The 25,783-nt window shown below is 39.1% G+C and carries 8 protein-coding genes; 2 read left to right on the forward strand and 6 right to left on the reverse strand.

Annotated features, from left to right (window positions below; translation table 11 throughout):
- From RAO94_04250 to RAO94_04270, 5 genes are all read right to left on the reverse strand, one after another.
- On the reverse strand, window positions 1-705 hold a 705-nt coding region (locus RAO94_04250; protein ID MDP8321546.1), incomplete at its 3' end, for a cohesin domain-containing protein.
- A 97-nt stretch (window positions 706-802) separates the two neighbouring features.
- The gene (locus RAO94_04255) at window positions 803-5,482 is read right to left on the reverse strand and encodes a lamin tail domain-containing protein (GenBank protein MDP8321547.1); all 4,680 of its coding nucleotides are present in this window, start codon (window positions 5,480-5,482) and stop codon (window positions 803-805) included.
- A 123-nt stretch (window positions 5,483-5,605) separates the two neighbouring features.
- Window positions 5,606-10,258 carry a C25 family cysteine peptidase gene (locus tag RAO94_04260; GenBank protein ID MDP8321548.1) on the reverse strand — a complete coding sequence of 1,551 codons (4,653 nt, stop codon included), beginning with the start codon at window positions 10,256-10,258 and terminating at the stop codon, window positions 5,606-5,608.
- Window positions 10,259-10,318: 60 nt separating this feature from the next.
- The gene (locus RAO94_04265) at window positions 10,319-14,209 is read right to left on the reverse strand and encodes a C25 family cysteine peptidase (GenBank protein MDP8321549.1); all 3,891 of its coding nucleotides are present in this window, start codon (window positions 14,207-14,209) and stop codon (window positions 10,319-10,321) included.
- 236 nt (window positions 14,210-14,445) lie between these two features.
- Window positions 14,446-17,121, reverse strand: coding sequence for a PKD domain-containing protein (locus RAO94_04270; GenBank protein MDP8321550.1), 2,676 nt, complete (start codon window positions 17,119-17,121; stop codon window positions 14,446-14,448).
- Window positions 17,122-17,467: 346 nt separating this feature from the next.
- On the opposite strand from RAO94_04270, the gene RAO94_04275 reads away from it, so the two are divergent.
- Together RAO94_04275 and RAO94_04280 are read left to right on the forward strand one after the other, a co-directional pair.
- A complete protein-coding gene (locus RAO94_04275; GenBank protein MDP8321551.1) occupies window positions 17,468-20,956 on the forward strand; it encodes a FlgD immunoglobulin-like domain containing protein in 3,489 nt (1,162 codons plus the stop codon).
- 22 nt (window positions 20,957-20,978) lie between these two features.
- A complete protein-coding gene (locus RAO94_04280; protein ID MDP8321552.1) occupies window positions 20,979-24,461 on the forward strand; it encodes a DUF1565 domain-containing protein in 3,483 nt (1,160 codons plus the stop codon).
- A 733-nt stretch (window positions 24,462-25,194) separates the two neighbouring features.
- Here the strand turns inward: RAO94_04280 and RAO94_04285 are convergent.
- On the reverse strand, window positions 25,195-25,783 hold a 589-nt coding region (locus RAO94_04285), incomplete at its 5' end, for a transposase (protein MDP8321553.1).

Genomic DNA, 25,783 nt, shown 5'->3' on the forward strand with positions numbered 1-25,783 from the left:
ATTTGCATAGGCAACTGATACCACGCCAGGAGATGCTTCATTAGCAATGAAGTTTCCTGGAGATGGTACATCACCTAATGAAAATGAAGTAAATGATAATAATGCGGGATCAAAATCAATATCGAACTGGAAGGAAATAGCTCCCATATCACTTGTCATCATAGTTGTGCTGACAGGGATTACTACTTCGTTACCCACAGTAACATTACCAGAACCAGTTGTGATAGTCACATCCTGATAAGGATTGTATTCAATTACTTCTACAGTACCATCAATTAGATTGCCAGCAGCCAGATAAGTGGCATTATACTTAAAGTCATTGACATCCAAAGGTGTAGTACCCACATCAGCTGCTTCAAAATTTATAGTTACAAGATTTCCTACTCCGCTTATTGCCTCATAATGGGCAAAAGCTACAATAACGTGACCTGGAAGACTCTCATTTGCCAAGAGGCTTCCTGAGCCAGCAATAACATCACCCGCAGTAAATCCTGTGTATGTTACTATTGCTGGATTGAAATCCAGTTCAAACTGAAAGGCTGTGATATTCCAACTTTCAAGCAATTCAGTAGTGCCTACAGTGATATTAAATTCATCACCAGGATTCTCTACTGCACTCGAACAAGTTATGATCGAGTTTTCAAATTGCCCAAAAAGAAGAGTTGAGATCATAGCCAGTAAGATGACCATAAATACCTTTTTCATAAATTAAAACTCCTTCTTACATATTTATCTTTATTTATTCTTCTTAACATTAAATTAATGGCAGGGACGAAATATCGCCCCTGCCCGATATTTTGCTTTATTTCAGCATCAACATTTTATTCATGCTGCTATATCCACCGATTTGTGCACGGTAGAAATATACACCACTTCCAGTTGTCTGGTTATTATTATCTGTTCCATTCCAAAGCAGATTATGATATCCCTGATCTAAATTGCCCTGGAACAGGGATTTTACTAATTGACCTTTTACATTATAAATATTTACTGATACTGGAGTATCATTATCAGCAACTGATAACTGAATATTTGTGTCAGGATTGAAAGGATTAGGATAGTTACCTATTAAGGCGTTTGCTAATGGAATATCTGATTCCAGATCCTGAACATCTATTTGATATTCACCATTAACGCCATTAACAGTATAATATACTGTAACAGATCCCTGATTTTCTACATTAGAATATGGTAAGCGGATGATTTCACCACTCAGAACTTCTGAGCTGGCTACTGCTGCTGCAAATTCGTCCTGATTAACAGCATTCATTACATCAGAAGCTATTTTTGGTGTACCTACGTTCAGAGATAATGGATCAATATTGATCTGCAGGCTATAAAATTCACCCTTTGCAGAGAAAACTAATTCATTATCTTCCACATTCACAGTAATATCAGCCTTAGGTGTATTAATACTTCTAAGTAATTCTACGGGGAATACATCGATAAGATCAACACTGTATTGCAGAACCAAAGCAGCATCATAAGCTTCTACAAATCCATTTCCATCAACATCACCGGCAATAATCTGCCATGTCCATGGTAATGGTGCTCCAATCGGATCAAGCTGTACTGCATACTGAAGCATATTAGCTGCATCAAATGCATCTACACTCCAGTCACCAGTTACATCACCATAGATCCATTCTGGTCCAGTTACAAAATCTTCTTCAAAACGAGGAAGAAATTCATAAACGCCATAACCAAACCCACCAATACCAGTGATTGAAACAAATTCATCATCAAGCAGCGGTTCAACATGATAGATTGCATCATCAGCCTGACATTCGCCAGTACCATCATTCATATACCATTCACCATAATTATTAGATTCTTGAGTAACAACTACATTTTCTACCATTACCAGAACACTTTCCCAGGCTTCTTCAGTAGAGAACTGCAATGTGGTTACAACAGCAGGCATTGGTAATTCATTACCAGAGCTTAATACTTCATAACCTGTGATATCTTGCATCTCAGTAAGATTGTAATATTCGAATATTGTACCTGATATCATCACGTCATCACCTAATACTGGAGTATGATCTGGATCATAAATATACATTCCATTCCAGGCTCCACCTTCAGGTGTACTTATCCAGTATTTATTTGAAGCAATTGCAGTTACAATACCTTGAGTGGAAACAATCTGATCTGCATAAGGAGAAACATCAGTACTGTCAATTGGAGTTTGAATCTCAGGAATTGATACTACTATCATGTCATTCAAGTATACTTCTGGCAATACCATAGTAGCATTGGCATCATCTATCGTAAACATTCTATTATCGATATTTTCCCATACCCATTCAACTCCATCAGCTGACATGGCAAATTTGTATTCTACATTATAAATTGAACCTGCTGGGAATAAAATATCAATTGTATATGATTCACGCATTGGGGTCAGAAGGTTTACTCCCGGATCCCAGCCCAGAGGAACTACACTACCCTGAATAGATATGCCGCCAGCATACAGGACTGGATCTACATATTCCATATTCAAGCTGAATGTTACAGTAACATCCTGTGTTGTAAATTCTGGAATTTCTTCATCACTGAACCATAAGTCTAAGATATTTACACCATCAATAACTGTATAAGTTCTATTATCTCCACCAGGAAATTCTGCCAGATCCCAGTTTCCATCGATACGGAATTTAAATTCACATCCATAACCTAAAGGAAGCATGGTAGTCATTGTATAAATTCCATCTTCATCAAGATCTTCACCTACTATTGGTACTGCACCCCATTCATTGAAGTTTCCACCAATATCTACAAAGTTCTCTCCAACTACAAAATTACCAAGCATGATCTGATAACTCATATTTACATTAAATATCACTTCCATTTCAGGAGCTTCACCATGATAACCCAGATATTCAAATGTATCCTGGTCATATACTATCCATTCACCGTCTTCAGCAGTAGTACCGGCAGCTGCCAGCCAGTCAGTGTTACCAACAGTAACAAAACCTTTACGAACTAAAGTGTGGTTCTGAGTACCTACAGCGACTCCAGCAACATCCCAGCCATTACCAGGATCATTATCAGGATCTCCAATCAGATCGATCAATGCCCAGTTTACGCCATCAAGAGAATATTCCAGACCTCTGGCATCATCACCATTGTGATGTACCACACTTGGATAACCTAAAACTTCATCAGCATTTTCTGGAAGATATAAAGCAGGATCTGTAGCATCATTTAAAATTACCCAGACATCTCCGGCTTCTAATATACTCCCAGCGGGGAATATGTGCCAGTATGCCCAGCCACCGCCATTAACTGCCTGAGCAATTCTGAAATTATCAAGGTCTACAGCAGCATCAGAACCATTATAAATTTCCAGAGCTTTATTGTTTGATGAGCCTTCAATATATTCACTGAAGAATACTCCATCTATTACTGGGAACCAGTCATTAAACAAGACTGTAGTTAAAACAGAATCTGCATCTGGAACTGTGATATTACGATTATTAGCTTCGTCTCCACCCCAGGCATTTCCATTTACATATTTAAATTCATGATAATCACCAGACATAAGCGGTAAGGTTATTGTATATATCATATCTAAATCAGCATCAAGCAACTCAGTTGCTGCAGGATCCCAACCCTGGAAACCTCCGGCTATATGAACACCTTCAGGGGCAACTTCCTGATATTGCATATCAACTGCAAAAGTAATATTAACTTCCACTGGAGGAGTAGCAACTACTGTCAGATTTCCAATTTCAGCAGCATAATACCAGATATCATCGCCTTCATAAATATAACGGTAGGTGTAGTCATAAAGACCTTCGAGCATTCCTAAAAGATTACCCATGTATTCATCATTTGCTCCGCTATCGCCATTATAAACAGTATCAAACCAAGTCCAGTCATCACCAGGAGTGCTTTCATCGGCACCATAACCAACCTGAGCTGTTATTCCCATTCCCTGTCCAGCGTCACCTGTTACTCCGTCCATCCATACCTGGCCATAAATATTTTCTGTAGTTTCACCCTCAACTATTTGAGTGCTAAGGGGCCACTGCAGATTTCCCCAGCCAATTGATGAGACTGGTACAGAATTTGCTGCACCTGGAGTTCCAAATGTAGCATAACTTGCCTGCCAGTTCTCGGCTAATGAATTATCAAGTTCTGGTGAAATAAGTTCCAGAGAAGGTCCTGAACCATCAGGTGCAGTTGGCCAGCCTTCTTCATTATCCCAATAATAAACATAATCAATTTCAGTGCTGTCTGGGGTAACTAACTGAATATCTTCTCCACTATTACCAAGTGCACCGGCAAAATCACCATAAGCAACTATTCCAAATGCAGCAAACAAACTGTCGGGATTGACAGCTAAAACTGCATAAGCTCCAGCATCAATCATGGCACCAGCATCAAAAGTATAATCAATACCTTCTGGGAAATAGCAACCACTCATGTCAGCTGCTTCAGTACCGGGATTGTATAATTCCAGAAATTCAAAATATGCATCGTCTCCCAGATCTCCTGAAGGATTATACATGATCTCATTTATTACTATTTCCGGAATTTCATTCATTATTGCTATCGTGAAGAATCCATCACTCATATCCATTGGATCTCCATCTACAGCGTCTTCCACAACCACTAATAATTCACTGCTCAATGGAACTGTATCAGAAATAAGCCATTCAAAAGTACCAGTATTGGCAATATCATTCGCAATATCAAAACGCACTGGAACTTCCAAATATACATTTACGTTATCTGCAAAAAATGAATTATTCCAGGTAATATTATAGGTTTGGCCTACATACCACATTTCACCACCATTTGGTACAGTAACTTCGATAGCTGGGTCTTCTGCTATTTCTCCATGAAATCCCAGATATTCAAAAGTATCTATATCATATATTATCCACTGACTGTCATCTGCATTTGTACCCGCTGCAAGAGGCCATTCATCATTACCATGAATTCCTTCAATTACGTCAAATTTTCTCACCATAGTATGATTAACTGTAGCATCTGCAACACCAGCTACTGCCCATGATGACCCTGGATCATCTGGATACATTCCTATCTGATCTATTATACTTATCATCAAGGTATCACCTAAGGGACCTTCAATAGGATACTGACCGTTTGGATCAATCTTACCTAATCCGCGATAATCATCACCATTGAACCAGCAAATTCCTGTTCCCAGGCTATCAGCTTCATCAAGTATTTCCTGAACAGCAGATGAATTAGCATATATAAACACATCATCATTTGCCAGCATGCCAGACATCCAGTCAATGTATTCATCATAATTTCCACCATTAGATGCCTGTAAAACCACATAATCACTTAAATCAACTTCCATTCCTGTGCCATTGTAAATTTCCAGAGCCTTATTATTGCTCGAACCTTCAATGTACTCAGTAAATAACAGATCATTAAACTGGGCAAAAGCAAAAATACTGATGCTCAAAAACAGGGTAATAATAATCACTTTCTTCATAATAAATTCCCTCCTATAAGGATTTCTCGTATTTTTTATACATGCTTCTTTCTTGATTCATACTTCCTCCAGAATTCAAGTTGACCAAAGCAATTAACTCCGAAAGTAAATTTTCTACTTTCATCATTTTTTGTAAAGAAGATTTTGAGGCTTTTTTATCTCAGGGTTAATCGCTTCTTTTTTCTTATCAATCACAGGCTTTAATTCACCTGTTTTACTTCTCATATTCTGCTCAACAGGAAATACATCTATTAAGCCCACAAAGTATTGCAGGATCAGCGAAGCATCATAAGATTCCACATAGCCATTGCCGTCTACATCAGCAGAAATTATCCTTATAACTTCCCACGGCAATGGGTCAATTTCAGGAATTGGATCCATACCCACAAAATACTGGATTGTAATGGATGCATCATAAGATTCCACAAAACCATTGCCATCAACATCACCATAGGTGATATTTTGACCACCAATATTCATAGTCACTGGAATATCAAGCATACTCACTTCAGGATCATTTGTACTTAAATGCAAATAGCAGGAATAATTATCGGGTTCGAGATCTCCCGAATCAGCTGTTAATGTAATTGATAAAGTTTCTCCACTGGCAATGATCCCACTGGATTGAGAGATATCCAGCCAGTCAACAATCTTGTAAAATTCTATAGCCATATCTTCGTGGATATAGTTATTATTATAAACCATACATAATCCATCATTTCCAGATGCGTTTTGAATACCTATTGTTGTTGTTTCAATATCTCCTTCCAATTGGTGATACTGCAATTTAATTCCACCTTCATCATTTATTATCATTTCAAAATCGTATGTGCCGTTGTTTTGACCGGGATAATGCTGTACTCCGTCAAACATCACGACCAATTGACTGCCATCTGAATAATAATAAACCTCACCAACCCCATTTTCTCCGATGGTGGGATATAGATCATCCCAGAAGCCACATATAGAAGGTCTCGGACCTTCTGTGTTTGGAAGTATTAAATTAGACCAGGCTGTGTTATCATCTCCAAAACCTATCCAGCCATTAGGATTGATCTTGAACTGTGTATAATCCTCACCATAAAAATTATAACTGAAACCAATATCAATTAAATCGGTTCCTTGATCATTATGAGTAAATTCTACTTGTGTACCATTACCACTGATATCTATCCAATCATATTCCGGCCCACCTGCTTCATCACTATCAAACCACATATAACCATATCCATCTGGACCACCGCTATCTCTGCTGCTCAAATAATCTTTGCTTAAATTGAAGACAAGGCTGGCTTCACCTTCATTGCTGATCTGAAGAGTTTGATAACTGGTCTCTCCAGGATCAAGCACAAACATAAATTCCTGAGCATTCAGAATTGCTACAGGAGGTTCTAAGATCGCTGGAGAATTGGTTGTTATTAAAAGTGCCATATTGTCTTCCAGTGGTTTTGCTGCAGTTGGATATGTGTTATTATAAGTGTATTCCAGACCGATTGTGCCTGTCTGATCTTCTATACCAGTTGTACAATATTGACCATGATCCGCACGATAAGAACCACTATTAACATTATTAACTTCATTAAACATTATCAGGATTTCACTATCACCAGTTGGAGTTGGATAATAAACTGGATTCCGAATTATTATCTGGAATGTCTCTTCTGCATTACCCACCTCATTCTGCAATCTAGACCATTCTATAATATAGCGATGATTGGCAGAATCATTATAATAACACACATTCCCGCTAGTACACCTCAAATCATCCCAGAAAGCGGCGATCATTGGTGAGGGTCCTCCAGGACCGGGCAAACGCCAATTCATAAAACCTTCCTGCTCTGTTACTCCCGGTGCAGCCCAACCATTGGAACATACTGTGATCTGATTATATGACACTCCATAAAAATGCATCACAAAGGGCAGATCAAGCACTACACTTTGCCCATATTCTAAATCAGAATAAATGCCTGTGTCATTCCCTGGTCCCCCATATGAAGGATCGATTTCAAACCAGTTATAAATTGGAACAAGGCTATATTCTTCATCTTCATCATCATAGATATAATATCCATACGCATCTGAGCCCAATGGGTCTGATATTGTCACAGTTCCTATCTCTAATAGAAAGCTTGTATTGGTATAATAATTATCAGTCGTGATATAAATATTAACTGGTATCTGTTCACCGGGTAAAATCTGACTGTCTGCTGTAACCTGGAATCTGTTTCCATTATTATTTGCACTGCCACCTGGATAAATGGTTCCAAAGCTGCCATAATCATCTACAATGGATATCCTGTCATCCTCACAGGAGATGGTTGCTGATACTCCATAGGCCGCAAGGTCTCCAAGATTATTTAAGGTCACATACATCTCTGCCATTTCACCAGGATCAAGAATAGCATTTCCCCCGATAATGTTATAATGATCATAATCAAGCATTGGTCCACTTACCTCGATCACCATGGCATCTACCCAGCTCCCGCCATTGGCACTTATATCCATCGTAAACATGATATCAATATTTCCTGGTGTTTCTGAACCTAATGAAATTATATAAGGCTCCAGAGCTACTGCTGTTTCCCCTGCTGCTATAGTACCATAAGAAATATTATTGCTTAATATGGAAATAAATGGTGATGCCGAACGCAGATTCATCGCAACATTACTTTCAGATTCTGTTCCGTAATTATGCATATCAATCCATAATTCTATTGTCTCTCCTGCGTTGCAGACACCATCACCATTACCTTGAGAATTTCCTATTGAATCATCATCAATTGTTAGATCACTCATTGTTACAAGGCTTGCATCATTTACAATATCGATCGTTGATTGATATGGATGATAATTATGACCTGTTACAGTCAGTGTCACTTCTCCCTGACTAAAATTTGCCAGGGGAATAAATGCGCTACCATTAGTATTAGTGTAAGCACTTGCATTTTGATTATCCTGGACCAGAGAAATCCAGGCATTTTCCACTCCCAATCCAGAAAGCAGACTTACATCTATTTCCAGATACTCCAGACCAATATTTATCTCATCATCTAAATCTACATTTATTTCTCGAGGCATATCAGTGTAAATATCAAGTCCGGGATCACCCATAAGATTATTCCAGTGTGAAAATCTTAACACTGCATTACCGGGGTTTTGGGGATAGCACAAATATAAATTCAGCTTACCTCGCACCAAAGCACCTCCCATGCTGTATATTCCTTCCTGGTAAATTCCTGAATGGATCCCCAGGGTCACACTATTATTGAAACAGGTATGTGTCCCGGTAGTTGCAGTGCCTATGGCTCCAATGGCTCCTTTGGGATTCGTAGATGTTCCTGCTTTGGCAAAATACTCGCTAGTGCAGTTATTACCGGCAAAACCTCCTGATGCACAGGTGAGTATTGTCGCAAAGGGAAGCATAAAACCATTTGTGAGTGAATTGATATCACTTGTATTCCAACCGGACATGCCCATATAACCTCTATAGCACATCACACTCACACCTGTATTGATAGCGGAATTCATCTGTCCATCAAAATCACCACTATATACTTCATTAAACATGAATGCACTATTTTCTTCCTGGATCATTTCCTTAACTGCCTTACAAGTAACTACAGTTGACTGCCCGGAAGATGACGGATCACCAACTAGTAAAGCCCTGCGAAACCAGTTTGTATTTCCTGTATAAGGATTGGATTCATAATTGATTATTTTGGAAACAAGAGTCTGCAATTCAGAAGTGTTGTTATATGATAATCTACCCACCATCACATCGGCTAAGACATCTCCTCCATCCAATTGTGAATAGGGCTGATCGCCTTCTCCTCCATAACCTGAATAAGTTTCAAACCAGGTAGGAATACTGTAGCTTCCTCCATGATCACCCACCAGACATACAAATTCCGGGGGATTCTCCCAATTATCATAGGCACTCTGAATATAATTTTTTATTGATGTTGTATTGGTTCCTGTCAAAGAAGTACTGGCTGCATGAACTTCAAATCCTTTTTCTGTTTTCCAGTCCAGCAGATATGCAAGAATATTGTGTACTGTAGTATTATTTGGATAGATAAATAAGTAACACGGTGATTGATATTCCGGTCTTTCCATTATTTGACTGTAGTTTAATATTGTTCCTTTATATATTGGTTCAAAACTTCTGGAAAGTTTGCTTTCTCCTCTGATTGGCTCATTTCCTTCAGTAATCACCTTTATCTTCATTGAGCTGATTACTCTCAATTCTCTGGTTCCAGGATTATATTGAAAGGGCTGGATGGTAAGTCTTACAACGTTGAAATCACGCATAACTGCCTTATCACCTAATTCCACAAGTTCTCCGGGAAATTCCTGATCAAGGGCATAAAAATCCTGATCAATTGTAAAACTCTCTCCCCCGCCTTCACTTTCGAGAATCAATTCACCCTGAGGTTTTATCATTATATCGTAGAAAATTTCTTCTCTTGTTTCTGTTATCTCTATACTTAATTCAGCATCTGCTGGAATAGCAATTAATTTAGAAAATACTGGGATATCCGGCTTGCCGATCTCGAGTAATTCCCCTGCTTCCGGATGAGTTAACACCTGCCAGTCCACTCCATCGAGATTCTCTAAATCCAGATCATACCCATCCAGATTAAATTCAATATTTGTCTCACTGTTATTGGAATCTTCACATTCCATGATATTTTCCGCCGTTAAACCAGTTTCTACCCAGGCTGCGGATAATAAACAGGCTATTGATATTAAAACTACAATGCAAAACTTCTTCACAAAACCTCCAAATTAATGGAGGGGCATACTTTCTGCAGCCCCTCTTAATTTCTTTATTTTTTATTTTAGTAAGATCATTTTTCTGGTTTGAACTCCATCAGATGTCCGCATCATGTAGATATATGCTCCACTGGAACTCAGATTGCCCTTTTCATCTCTACCATCCCAGGTTACCTGATGATATCCTGCTTCCTGCCTGGTTGACAGCAGATTCTTTACTAACTGACCTTTAATATTATAAATACTCATTACAACCATGTCATCATTTGATAATGAATAGTCTATTGTTGTTTCTGGATTAAAGGGATTTGGATAATTTCCATCCAATGTTGAGATCACAGGAGCTACACTCTCATGACCACCCAGATAAACAGATTTTTCATATTCATAACCATTTACTTTCAGGTAAAATGTCAATTCTCCCTGGGGTTTATAACCCCTTACAGGAATATTCAAGCAGCTTTCAGCTCCATTGATCTGCTCAAAACCTACTATGGCATAACGGTAAATATCATTGGCTGGATTAAAGGCAAACAATATATCATTACCTACCTGCGGTTCACCCAGAACAAAATCATGGGTACGGGTCATCACTTCCAGAGAATAAACCTCTCCTTGAACATAGAACTCCAGTTCATTATCACCATTTACCCGAATATCTGCTTCACCATAAGGTGCAATATGTTCTCTTCCCGTAGCTGCAGGAAATTCATCAATCAATCCAACCACATACTGCAATACCAATCCTGCATCATAAGCTCCCACAGTGCCATTACCATCCACATCAGCTCGCAATACTCGCCATTCATCCCATGGTAATGGTGCGGCTTGAGGATCAAGACCCACAATGTATTGCAAGATCAGAGAACTGTCAAAAGAATCAACCTGTCCATTATCATCAATATCACCATATTGAATTATTCCCATTTCCACATATAATGTAATGGGCACGATCAGAGAATTTTCACTGCTATTGATCAATAATTCTGCTGTATATATCCCGCTATCAAGTCCGGTTGTATCAAAATTCAGTTCTTTCACTACCTCTTCCCCAGCTTCCAGACTGCCTGATAAATCAGCTATTGTAAGCCAGTTTATATCTGTTCCATTACTTAATATATCTATCAGCCCATTTATCTGATGGGGAGCATCTCCATAATCATCTCCGGTCAATTGCCAGTTTAATTCAATATCTCCAATAAAACCAGGTAGAATTGTCAGGTTCAATGTTGCAGTTGCCGTTTCACCATTCTGCAGGTATCCCCAGCCAGAGGTTGTCTCGCCATGCCAATTGCAGCTTGCTCCATTCCCAAGTTCACCCGTAAATTCCAGTTCATCACTACCACCTGCAAAATCACCGGCACTATTAACTGTTATTCCGTCAGGAAAATCGATCACGATATCCTTAATCCATTCCCAGTCAACACTGTTATTTTCACAGGTAAATGTCCAGTCAACAGTCTCACCGGGTTCAAAGCCACCTGCACTGCAGATCAATGTAGAACCCTCAATACTCCTGTTACCTGTAGTTTCATCAATGAAAATTGTATATGTTAATGAGCCTTCATAATTATTATTTTTTAAGGTCAATTCACTTATTCCAGTCTCATCAGCACCCATAAGCATATCTATGGCATCAATATCAGAGATCAATCCGGCTTCTGCCGTTATTATTTCACCAATTGTATATGTCCACACCTGATCACCAGCAGTCGCTGTGATGTCAAAGGTTAGCGGTTGTCCATTTAAGGCCTCTTCACTGATACTGAAACTGAATATTTCTTCCAGATCGATCATCTCATTCTGTCCTATTGTAACTATATATTCACTACCATCTATGATGAAAATATCAGGACTTTCGCAGGTTAATAAGAATTCCACATCATCGGCATCTTCATCGCCAATATTGATCAATGTTATGCCCAGATCAGCATATTCCCCGGCGTTTAATACATCATCATCACCTGAACTTAATGTATAATTTACCATCTGTAAATATGCTCCGCCGGCTGTCATTAATTGGATATCCCGAATATCGGTTATCTTATTATACGCACTCACTGTCAAAGTAAGGTCACAAGGTTCCTCTGGAAGCACTCCCAAAGCTAAATAGGCATTGCCATCAGCCCCACTGTATCCCTGGGCTAATATCTCTCCCTGATAACTCAGGCAAATAAGTGCGCCCTCAATCCCTGTTTCCACTACATAACTCTCCTGCCCTATCACAATTGTAGGAGAACAGGTTATATCCATTGCAGCTGGCTGCATCGTTCGCACCTGCAAAGAAGGATCACCAAAGATATGCCACGTCTTTGCCATGGAAACAGCACCGCTTTCGTCTATCATATAAGATACACCATTGAACCACAATCCACCCAGAGTATTAAGATCTTCATCACACATCAGATCTATTGATTCATCCTGAGCATACATTGGTGGTGCCCAGCTTTGATTGATCGATGATGCAAAAATTGCTGTTGCCCCGGTTGGAGCACCGTTATGAGTTGCTCGCATCCAGGCTTCTGCAAAACAGGTTGTGCTGGTGAAATTACCATTTACGCAGGCTATAGACTGGATAAAAGGCAGCATATAATCATTCGTAAGTGCATTTACATAGGTTATATTAAATCCTGTTGTTGACCAGGAAGAAGTGCTGCCATGTCCACAATAATTAATGATTCCCCTGCCCTCATTCAAGGCATTTGAAACCATTGAGGCATTACCCCCATTAGTATCATAAATTTCATCTACTTCCAGATAACCATAATCCAAAAGATCGTCTCGGATATATCCCATATGAACATAATCAGCTTCACCATAATGACCCTGATTGGCTCCCTGTGATGAGGCAATACCAACACCTTTTTGCATCCATGTGCCTTCAACAATATCTCGCTCATAATATACTGATCTTTCTACCTGAGTAGCAGCTTGTGCTGCTGTCTGGGCAGAAAATCTTCCGATAAATATCTCTGAATAATAATCATTACCTTCCAGATATGTATATTGAGGGTCTCCACCAGCTCCGCTGTATAGCTTGCTTGCCACCTGAGCATGATCACCAGCCAGTAACACCCATACCAGTCCATCATCTGCTTCATATTCTGAGGTTATATAATTCTGAATACTGGTGGAATTATTACCAATTGTGGCTACATCCACGATAGTTGTAGCTATTCCCTTCTGATTTTTCCAATCCACAAAAGGCTGCATTTCATCAATAAAATCACCATCACTGATGATCACCATTCTACCTGCTTGCTCTTCTATCACATCATAGCGATCACGGGTATAATTGATAAAATGCCGTTTATATAATTCAGCAAATTCATGATTGATCGCTGATGACTCACTGATTTTTACATTTTCACTGCTCAATCCGTCTGAAGCTATTCTTAATTCCAGATGTGTATATACTCTTAAAATGCCTGTAGCTCCATTATACTGAAATGGGTTAATTTTTACTGATATCCCCCGATAGTCGCGGAAAATATAGGGATTACCCAGATCTGCCACTACTCCCGGAAAATATTCATTCTCTAAATATATATCACCAAAACTGTAATCTATATCTGCGGGATCAATCTCACGAGATAGTATCCCTTTGGATGGTGCCACATTCATATCCAGGTCTATATACTCGCTGGATAATATTTCCACTTCCATTGCTGATCTGCCGGGAATGATCACATTCCTGTTTACTTGAGGTAATCCTGGTGCTCCTGCCTGCTGCCATATGCTTTCATCTTTTAGTATTATCTGATTCCAGATTTCACCGTCTATGGTAATATCTCCGGTTTCAAAACTTCCACAGTTATACTCAATGATCGTATTTCCCGCTGTCCCATCAAGTACAATAATTCCATTTTCGCTGTCACCCAAATTTACAGTTTCCGCTCCCAGAATCAGGATAGTTGACATAATCAATAATGCAACTGTCAATTTCTTCATATTTAGCCTCCATTTTTATTTAAATTCAATTTACCACACCTTTTCACATATTAATTTAAGCAATTTTCATTCCCAAAATCATACTATAAGCTAATTACACCATAACTTATTATTATCTATATATCATTATCTAACTCGAATATCATCATTACCCGACTATAACTAAAAAAAACATCCGCTGGTGTCCCACATCGAGTCCTAAATTGTCTCATATTTTATATTACTAATTTTCTCACTTATCTTAGCATTAGAAACTTGCTGAATAATGGTTTTCCACTTCCTTCGATCTTTACCAGATATATTCCGCTACTGTAAAATTCTCCCCTGGTATCTTTACAATCCCAATTGATCACTCCATTTCTTACCGGGATTTTGATGGATTCCAGCATTTGCCCTTTTACATTGAATATCTTAAGTTCTGTATTGTCACTTATAAAATTAATCTCATACCTGAAACTTATCTCCCCTCTTGTCATCCCTGCGTAAAAGGGATTTGGATATACGAAAAGTGCATTCCCGGCAATGATCTCATCATTATCACCCTGGTTAACACCGTATGGCAAAGACCCCATATCTTTCCGACTGCCGTCAGCATCCTGATCATCAAGATCTGTCTCCCAGTTTTCTCCATCTCCATCTGTATCTGGATTCCCACTATCTATGCATGGTGAATCCTCCTGCAAATGCAGATCATAATTCCCGGCATCAACAAACAGGGGATAACTTGAGATATTTCCTTCCCCTTCCAGGAATTCCTCAAGGTTTGAATAAATTACACTCATATTTGCATTATCTTCCAAAATAACCGCATCTTCATCATTTCCCCAGATAATCAGATTCATGGCATTGATATTACTATTCCCGCTGCCAAAGATAGCTGAACCTTCATCTCCATAATTATTATAAAAGGTTAAATTACGTAAAACGGGTTCTGCATCTACGCAATAGACAGTCCCCCCATCTCCAGTAAGATAATTCTCATAAAAAGTTATATATTCGATCAAAGGTGTTCCACCCTCAATATAAATCCCTGCACCTTCCGCAGCCATATTGTAATAGACCTTCATATCATGTATATAAACAGGTCTATCACCTAACCTGATCGCACTCCCCCCTGCACTGTGAGTGATAGTAAAACCTGCTAATTCCTGAAAAATATCTCCTTCAAAAATCGTTACTACATCATCCCCATCTCCATATAGCACTGTCTGATTGATATATGATCTGTCACCGGTTTCCAGATACATGCTGCCTAATTGTATTTCATGATCTCCCATATCAATATTCTCTGTATAAGTCCCCGGGGGGACTATCACCATATAACCATGACCTGCTGCATCGATCGCTGCCTGAATTGTGCTGTAATCATCAGGAACATGGATTATTGCCCCTCCAGCTGGATATACTATTATCGTACAATTTCCTGTGCTGGTATCAAGTCCGTCATCAATAGTGAATTCCCATACTTCCGAACCGGTATAATTATCTGGCGCTGTAATTGTCAGTTCAAATCCGTTCTGCTCCAGCATAATATCCTGCATCCCGGTGATATTGATAGTATAATCATCACCATCCACATCATAGGAATAATCTCCCAGATCAATAGTGAGTGATGCCCCGCTTTCAAAGCCAAATGAACCCGGCAGATTAAGTTCTGGAGGAGTATTAACTATTATATAATCCTCTCGCGTCATCACATCTTCTGTATCCCAGTTATATACCCGTAAACTTACACTGTATATGCCACTATTTTCATATTCCCATTCCGGATTCCGCTCCTCTGAGTCGATTGTCCCGTCATTATCAAAATCCCACTCATAACCAGTTGGGTAGCCACTCGATTGATTAGTAAATTCCACTACTTCATTCGGCAGCACATGCAATTCTTCTGCTTCAAAATCTGCTTCCACTATATTGGATGATAATTCCAGACAGCAAACTGCATAATGTTCCATCCCGGAATATTCACCACCCCAATCCATGGTATGCGTACTCCAGTCCCAGGTATCATGCAGATATATATCATTGGATGAAGAATCATATCCCACTCCCAGCATGGCATGTCCAACAGTATCATTTGCCACAAAAATCAGCACCGGGCGACCAGCATCTATCTCTGCCATATAGTCAATAAAAGTAAAATAGGACACTCCCCCCGCTTGTGATGTATAATAATCTGCCGCATTATATCCACGTGATGATACAAAATTTGCCATACCAACACATCCATCCCTGTCTCTAAATCCCTCTCCTTCAGGAATACCCTGCAATCGGCTGCCATCTCGAGCAATATAAAATAACGTAGCCCCATCAGAAGCTCCCACACCATATTGACTTGTGCCCATATAATCACCGGTGCAATCTGCCCATTCATGAGGATCCCAGCCACCTGTCATCCAGGGATCTTCTCCCTCGTAACCAGAGGATACATAATAATCATCTACATGACCCCGTACATTCAAACCATCATATCCCTGGTGCGTGGCAGAAAGCGGACTTTCTCCCCAGCCCCAGGAAAGATTCGTGCTCGGACACACTCCCCCATTGGCTGGACCAGCATACATATTAGAATATCCATTGCGGTCATAATAGCCCATCATCATCGCAGCTGAGGTATTTGCACAGCCATAGCACCAGTCAAATGTCGGCACATCATCAATGATCACTACTTCCCGACGTAATCTTGCCTGCTCCACATCGACTGCCGGCATCCTGAAATCTGCTGGGGGCAAAGCATCAGCCACAAATTCCCAGATCTCATTTCCTGCGGCATCAAATAATACCCGGTTCACCCAGGCTGGCACATCTTTATCATTTTCTATCGACCATAAACTGCTTATTGCTGAGATTAATAATAAAATAAATATTGTTCTTCTGTAATTATTAAAACCCATCACTGCTAACTTGTTCATAAAACCTCCTGACATTAAGGACTATGAAATGATATATAATATATTTTCTGTCAATAAATTTCCCAGTCTCACCCCGTTTTTCCTTCGCATCTCAATGTTTGAGAAACCGACTGGTAGGGGCAGATCCAAGTATCTGCCCTCTTTCTATGAATATTAAAACAGCAAATTCTGGGCAGACCCAAGTGTCTGCCCCTTGTGCTTGCGTAAAAGCTCAACAATTAATTTCCGGAAGATACGTACTTGACTAAATCATTTGACATGTTTTTATCAATAATGTTCTTTAGTTTTGTAGAAAATATAAGTTGACCATAAGATATTTTACGTAAGATATATAGTTGGAGGAATTATGAAAATAAAGATAATGCTTTTACTGGCAATGCTGCTGGTATCGGGACTGGTTGCGGTTACATACTATGTGCCGTCTGATTTTTCTACGATACAGATTGGAATTAATTACATGGGAAACAATGATATTCTGCTGGTCTCTCCGGGAATATATTACGAAAATATAGATTTCCAGAGCAAGAGAATCACAGTTGCTTCGCTATATTATACAACTCAGGATACAAGTTATATCTCGCAAACTATCATTGACGGTAATAATAATGGCAGAGTGGTTGCTATCACTGACGTCAGTGGCGGTCACCCGGTGCTGAGCGGTTTCACTCTCCAGAATGGGCGTTCTGGTGGTGGTGCGGGAATTTACTGTTCTCATTCCCAAGCTATATTGTCCCATCTAATAATTAAAGATAATATAGCAACTGGAACTATGGCAATTGATACGGGGGGAGGTATTTACTGTGGAAATTCATCTCCAACCCTGAGCGATCTGCTAATCGAAAACAATTCTGGTGAACGCTGCGGAGGATTATTTTGCATAGATAGTCATCCTGAACTAAATAATGTAAATTTTATCGGAAATATATCTGATTCAAGTGGCGGAGGTGTGTATGGCTATAATGGTACAATAGAAATTTCTAATGGATGTTTTATCGGTAATAGTGCAGTGGAGGGAGGAGGCTTGTATAATTTTAATTCTAATACTTATCTGGAAGGAGTAACATTCACAGGTAATACAGCTATTAGGGAGGGAGGTGGTATCAGCAATGAATCATCGCTGGAATTCAGTATAGAAAATCGTTGCAATATTTATCTGAATAATGTAGAGAATCGTTATGGTGGCAGTGATATCTGCTCTACTGAGCCAATCTCAGTTTATGTAGATACTTTTACCGTTCTTTATCCAACCAGCTTTCATGCTCATCCAATAGAAAATTTTACCTTTGATGTTTTACAGGGTATTCAGAACCAGGTAGAAACTGATCTTTATGTATCTCCTGCTGGTGATAATGCCAATAGCGGACAGTCTTTTGCAGAGCCACTTAAAACAATACAGTATGCCTGCTCGATAATTCTGGCAAGCAGTGAAAATCCACTCACTATCTATCTTGCGGCAGGTACCTATAGCCCAGAGATAAATAACGAATTTTTCCCAGTTGTTTTACCTCCGTATGTCTCGCTGCTGGGTGCAGGACGGGAACTCACTATACTGGATGCAGATCACGTAGGAAGTGTGCTGAAAGTAAATAACAGCAATGATGTTACTGTCTCGGCAATGACTTTTACCCATGGCATGTCTCATCATTCTTCTGGTATCAGCTTTTTGAATTCATCTGCAGAATTATCTGACCTGAGAATCACAAACTGCATTTCTGAAGGTGAGGGCGGTGGTATAACTTTAAAGGAAGGAAACTATGATCTTCATAATATTATAATATCATATAATTCCGCCCGCAATGGTGGCGGTATTATGATCAGTTGTAGCGATATTGTTATAATGGACAGCCTGATAATTGAGAATAATTATGCTGATCAAATAGGCGGTGGTATATGTGGAAGGGCGAATGAAATACATATTTCTAATTCCCTGATCACTAACAACATTGCTGAGAATGATGGCGGTGGTGTATATTTATACGACCATACAAATCTATATCTTATTAATGTAGATATCATTGGTAATCAGGTGAATGAATATACTGCTGGAGGTATTTATGCCGGTTATTTTGCGGTGCTGGATATGTCTGATGTGACAATCGCCTATAATTCCTGTTCGGAAGCTGGGGGAGGTTTATATCTTTCAATATGTTCACAACCAGTATTTGATCCGATAAATCGCTGCAATATTTATCTAAATAATTTCGAGCAACGCAGCCTCGGTGCTGATATCTGTTCTAATGTGCCTGTAGAGATAATCGTGGATACTTTTACGGTCCTTTCTCCTACTGATTATCTCGCCGTCCCTATTGATAATTTTACCTTCGATATCCTGAACAGCAAGCTGCCGCAGGCAGCAGCAGATCTGTATGTCTCACCGGAGGGAGATAATGCCAATAGCGGATTGACGGATGATGAACCTTTAAAGACGATCCAGTGCGCCTGCTCAATAATTCAGGCAGACAGCTTAAATCACCGCACAATCACACTGCTTCCAGGGACTTACAGCTATTCATCTAACGGAGAATATTTCCCCATTTCGCTGCCGGATAATGTGACTCTTACTGGTGCTAACCAAGGAAGTGTTATCCTTAATGCAGAGTCCAATTCTACAGTTGTCAGGTTTTATCACTCAATTAATAATACTATTGCTAACCTGAAAATCATCAACGGATATGATGATGTAGGCGGGGGGATATGTTGCTGGCGTTCCAGTCCATATATTCATAATGTCACTCTGCAGAATAATACTGTACCCAGTAATTATGGTGGAGCAATTTTTATATATGATGACTCTGATCCTTTGCTTGTCAGCGTCAAAGTACAGTATAATAATGCCCCCCATGGAGCCGGTATTGCCATCATGGATGCCAGTGCAACCTTGCATAACGTGATGATCGAAAATAATTCTGCTTCCAGAAAAGGAAGCGGCTTGAACTGTATTAATTCGGACGTAAATCTCCAGGATGTGTTAATATCGGAAAATAATGCTCAGCAAACCGGAGGTGGCATTTATTGCGAAAATTCAAACCTGATTATGTCAAATTGCCTTATTCATGATAATATTGCAATCGAGTCCGGAGGAGGCATTTATTGTAAGGATAATTCTCTGATGCAGATTAATAGTTCTACCTTTTATCAGAATTCTGCCAGCTCTGGCTCAGGGATATATGCCGGGTATTTTTCCAGTATTTACCTGGTAAATGATATTTTCTGGGATAATACCGATGAAGAGATTTATTTTTTTGGTTCCACTTTATCCGACACCTTTTGCCTGGTCTATTCTGATATCCAGGATGGTGCCGATGGAATTATTCATGGAAATACCGGCATATTCAATATTACAGAAGGAAATATTGCTCTGAATCCCCAATTTGTTTCCATACCGGAAAGCGATTTTCAGCTTCAGGAAGATTCTCCCTGTATTGACACCGGGATTGATTTCTATGAATATAATGATCTGGTGTTGATCGATCTGGATGAATCGGAATTTTACGGTATTGCACCTGATATGGGCTGCTGTGAGTACATCGCAGATGAATCTCTACCTGCTGATGTACCTTCTACTTTAAATCTGACTATTTCTCCCAACCCCTTTAATCCTTCCACTACGATCAATTTTAATCTACCAGAAGCTTCTCATACTAAACTGGCAATTTATAATATCAAGGGGCAGCTTGTACAAATGCTGGTTGACGATATTCTGCCTGCCGGAAATCATACCAGTATCTGGAATGGCTGTGATAATCAAAATAATGATCTCAGCTCCGGCGTTTATCTTCTATCACTGCAAACAGATGAGTTTGTGAAGATGCAGAAGATCACTCTTATAAAATAAAAAAAACATATTTGGTGGCTTTATGAAGATACAAATAACTTTACTGGCATTGTTATTGATAACCGGTCTGGTGGCAGATACTTATTATGTCCCTGCGGATTATTCTACCATACAAGAAGGAATAAACATTATGGAAGATAGTGATATTTTATTGGTTTCTCCTGGAATATATTACGAAAATATAGATTTCCTGAGCAAGAATATTACAGTTGCTTCGCTATATTATACAACACAGGATACAAGTTATATATCACAGACTATAATAGATGGCAGTAATGATGGCAGTGTAGCAGTTATAGATAACGTGGAGGATGATCCTGCAGTTTTAAGCGGTTTTACTATTCAGAATGGTAGTAATCAAAATGGGGGTGGAATTCACTGTCGTCTTTCTAATGCCGAATTATCATTTCTGATAGTCAAGAATAATCTGGCTGAAGGGGCCATTGAAGACGATTTTGGAGGAGGATTATATTTTTGGAATTCTACTTGCAGTTTGGATCATCTGCTGATCGAAAACAATTCAGGAGATAAAGGTGGTGGATTATATAGTGTGAATACCGATTTTGAGATGAATGAAGTTGAATATCGGGGAAATTCTGCACAATATACCGGTGGAGGAGCTCATATCCATGGTGGAGATTTGAATATCAGCAATGGGAGCTTCGAAGGTAATTCTGCCCGGGAAGGAGGAGGATTACATCTTCTCTGTAATACATCTTATCTGGAGGGGATCACGTTTACTGGTAATACGGCTATCCAGTCAGGGGGTGGTATTTACAATAGATCAAGTATGGAATTCAGTGATGAAAATCGCTGCAATATTTATCAGAATAATGTGGAGAGTCGCCTGGGTGGCAGTGATTTCTATTCGCAAACGTCTGTCACAGTTTATGCTGATACATTTACAGTTCTATATCCCACCAGCTATCATGCGTCTCCAATCGAGAATTTTACTTTTGATATCCTGCATGGAATGCTGGAGCAGGTGAATGCTGATCTTTATGTATCACCTGCTGGTGATAATACCAATAGTGGAGAATCTCCTGATGAGGCTTTACAGACAATTCAATATGCCTGCTCTATAATTTTGGCAGACAGCTTGAATCCGCATACTATCCATCTGGCTGAAGGGGTATATAGTCCTGATACAAATAGCGAATTCTTTCCAATAATATTACCTCATTATGTTTCGCTAGAGGGAACCGGCAGAGATGAAACTATTTTGGACGCTCAGAGCCAGGCAGGTGTGCTGAAATTTATGGATAGCGATGATATATCAGTATCTTCAATGACATTAATAAATGGAATGGATTCCTCCGGGGCTGGTATTGAGGGCAGGAATTCTACAGCCGAATTGTATGCTCTGGCAATCAACCATTGTATCGCCAGTAATGGGGGAGGTATATATCTCCAGATGGGCAGCTATATTCTTCATGATATCATTGTCAGTAATAATACTGCTGATATTGGGGCGGGGATCAATCTCAGCTCTGTGTGGACTACTTTTTTTGATAGTCTGGTGATCGAGAATAATCAGGCTGCTATTAATGGTGGTGGAATTCGTGCTGTGGGGTCCGAAATCAATATATCTAATACTCAAATCAGAAATAATACTGCTCAGGATTGGGGAGGAGGTTTATATTTGTATGGAACTTCAACTTATAATTTTGAGAATGTAGAAATCACAGGTAATCAGGTTAATCATCATTCAGGTGGTGGCATCTATATGAGTAATTATGCATTAGCAAATATTTCTGATGTCAAAATAGCCTATAATTCCTGTCCGGAGTCCGGAGGTGGTGTTTATTTATTGCCTGATGTGGAGCTTATATTTGATCCTGATGATCGCTGCAATATATATCTTAATAATTCCTGGCAGCGTGATGCCGGCTCAGATATTTATTCAGTAGTGCTTGTAGAAATAATTGTCGATACATTTACTGTTATGGAGCCAACTGATTATCATGTTGCACCTTTGGAGAATTTCAGCTTTGATATCTTGAACTGTTTGCAGCAGCAGGTTGCAGCTGATCTGTATGTATCACCAGATGGAGATAATTCCCATAGTGGGCTTTCTGAAGAAGAGCCATTAAAAACTATCCAGTATGCCTGCTCAATAATACTGGCAGATAGTCTTGATCCTCATACTATTAACCTGCTTCCAGGAAGCTACAGTAATTCTTCAAATGGTGAATATTTCCCTATTTCACTTCCTGATAATGTATCGCTTAATGGCAGCTCTCAGGAAAGTGTTATCCTCGATGCAGAAAATAATTCTGCTGTTATCAGGTTATCCAATTCAGTGAATAATACTATTTCCAATTTGAAGGTCTTAAATGGAAATAATGCTGGAGGAGCAGGAATTTACTGCAATAACTCAAATCCCTATATCCATCACATCATTCTGCAGAGCAATTCTGTGGAAGATAGTGATGGAGGTGCAATCTTGATCAGCGATGGCTCTGAGGCTTTGCTGCATGATATCAAAGTGCAGAATAACAGTGCTTATAACGGGGGAGGGATGTCCATTTTAAATGCCAGTGCAGATTTGCAGGATGTGATATTTGAAAATAATGCTGCTGCCAATCATGGTGGTGGATTGATAAGTACTAATTCTGATGTGATCCTGCACAATGCTACTTTCAAGGGAAATTTCGCGTCAGAATTTGGGGGTGGAATTTATTGTGATGAATCAAATCTTACCATCTCAAATTGTCTTTTTTATGATAATATGGTTCTCAGTGTGGGAGGGGGAATTTGCAGTGGGAATAATTCTCTGGTTCTAATTTCCAATTCCACTTTTACCTGCAATTATGCTCATTCATCTTCTGGAATCCACTCATTTCTGAATTCCAGCCTGTATGCAGTAAATTGTATTTTCTGGGATAATACAGATGATGTTATCCGCTTTTTTGGTGGATTGCCTACTGATACTTTCTGCCTGGTTTATTCTGATATTCAGGGTGGAAGTGCAGCAATTATCCATGGGAGTGTAGGATTATTATATTACTCGGAAGGAAATATAAATCAGGATCCTCTTTTTGTTTCTGCTCAGGATGACGATTTTCAGCTTCAGGCAGGTTCTCCCTGTATAGATACAGGAATTGCCCAGTTTGAATTTGATGATGTAACAATGATCGATCTGGATGAATCGCAATACTTTGGAACTGCACCTGACATGGGTTATTGTGAATATATCAACAATGATAATGATCCGGCTGATATACCGTCTACTTTAAATCTGACTATTTCTCCCAACCCCTTTAATCCTTCCACTACGATCAATTTTTCTCTGCCAGAAGCTTCACATACTAAACTGGCAGTTTATAATATCAAAGGGCAGCTTGTACAAATGCTGATCGATGATATACTACCCGCCGGAAATCATACCCGCATCTGGAATGGCTCTAATCTACAGAATTCAAACCTTAGCTCTGGGATATATCTCCTCATCCTGGAAACTGAAACTTCTCTCAACTCCAGGAAGATCACGTTGCTAAAATAAAATAATAAATAAAACAATCTTCTTCATATCTTCTCCTTTTTTATTGCTACTAATATTTGCGTCCCCGACAATTTTGTCGCGTATACCCCCCCCCGATTTGGGGTGTGTATACGACAAATATCGCGGATATTCCATTTAGATTCATTACAATAACCACATTTATAATTTCAAACTCCTCATTTTCCTGGAAAAATAACTACTCTAAAATAATGTCGCATATCCTTCAAAAACAATTTCAATTTTCCATGATTCGAGGTACAATCCAAATCGGACTATTTCTATCATTCCTGTCAAATAATTTCACGTGATTTAGAAATTATAGCCTATGCTGATAAATGTGCTGATCTCATCATTATTCAGTGATTGCCCGTTGACATTATCTGAGCCATCAATCTGGTAATTTACGACTCTATGAAAATGCGAATGAAATTAAACTGAAAACTTGCGTACATTAAAATGCGATAGCTGTTCAAAGCTGTCATATCCAAAAAAACTCGCCAGGTTATATATAATCTGACGAGTCTGATTTATAATATGCGTACCCAAACTTAATTTTAAATTTTGAATTTTGAATTTATATTACTCTCTCTCCCTCATTCCCTCATTCCCTCATTCCCTCATTCCCTCATTCCCTCATTCCCTCATTCCCTCACCCCTTCGTTTTCCCCCAGCTCAAAATTACATTACACACTTAATTTTGATGCTACCGTAAAAACTCACAGGATAATCGCGTTTACGAAACATCATTTATCCTAAAGCAAAATTCATTTTGGTCCAAATGCATAAAAATCACTGTTTCCGGCTTAAAAAAGCAATATTTTTGAAAATATTGAGCATAAAATGATAAAATATATCGAAAATCACCCAATTTCCTCATGTATCCCGTTACTCTGAACACATTGATTGCCAGAGCTTTCAATTTTTGACTGAATCTCATTTTATTTAATCCACGATAACGCGATCGTCTCGCACCCGTCATAGAAATAAATCGTGAATTAGTAGCCTCTATTCCACTTCTGAAACGGTATATATCTCTGAACTCCTGGCTGTTTTCATACTGACGCCTTAAATGGCACTTCACTGAGCTTATAGTATAGTAATGATATCTGTAACCTTTACCCCTTTTCTTCACTTTAGCAGGACAATTATCTATTTTGCATCCAGCGCAAGTCTGTTCATACCATACTGCTGTTATTGAACCTTTCTTATTGTGCTTAATTTCATCTGGTTTCTTGCCATTTGGGCAGGCATTAACGCAATATGTTTCAGAATTGTAATTAAATGATTCATGCTGTCTTTCTGAGTGCCTGCCTAAGGTTGGT

The organism is Candidatus Stygibacter australis (genome assembly GCA_030765845.1).
GTDB classification, from domain to species: domain Bacteria; phylum Cloacimonadota; class Cloacimonadia; order Cloacimonadales; family TCS61; genus Stygibacter; species Stygibacter australis.

Coding starts and splice junctions, on each gene's coding strand:
- RAO94_04265 (MDP8321549.1), bottom strand. CDS start 14,209: ATGAAGAAATTGACAGTTGCATTATTGATTATGTCAACTATCCTGATT.
- RAO94_04275 (MDP8321551.1), top strand. CDS start 17,468: ATGAAAATAAAGATAATGCTTTTACTGGCAATGCTGCTGGTATCGGGA.
- RAO94_04270 (MDP8321550.1), bottom strand. CDS start 17,121: ATGAACAAGTTAGCAGTGATGGGTTTTAATAATTACAGAAGAACAATA.
- RAO94_04280 (MDP8321552.1), top strand. CDS start 20,979: ATGAAGATACAAATAACTTTACTGGCATTGTTATTGATAACCGGTCTG.
- RAO94_04255 (MDP8321547.1), bottom strand. CDS start 5,482: ATGAAGAAAGTGATTATTATTACCCTGTTTTTGAGCATCAGTATTTTT.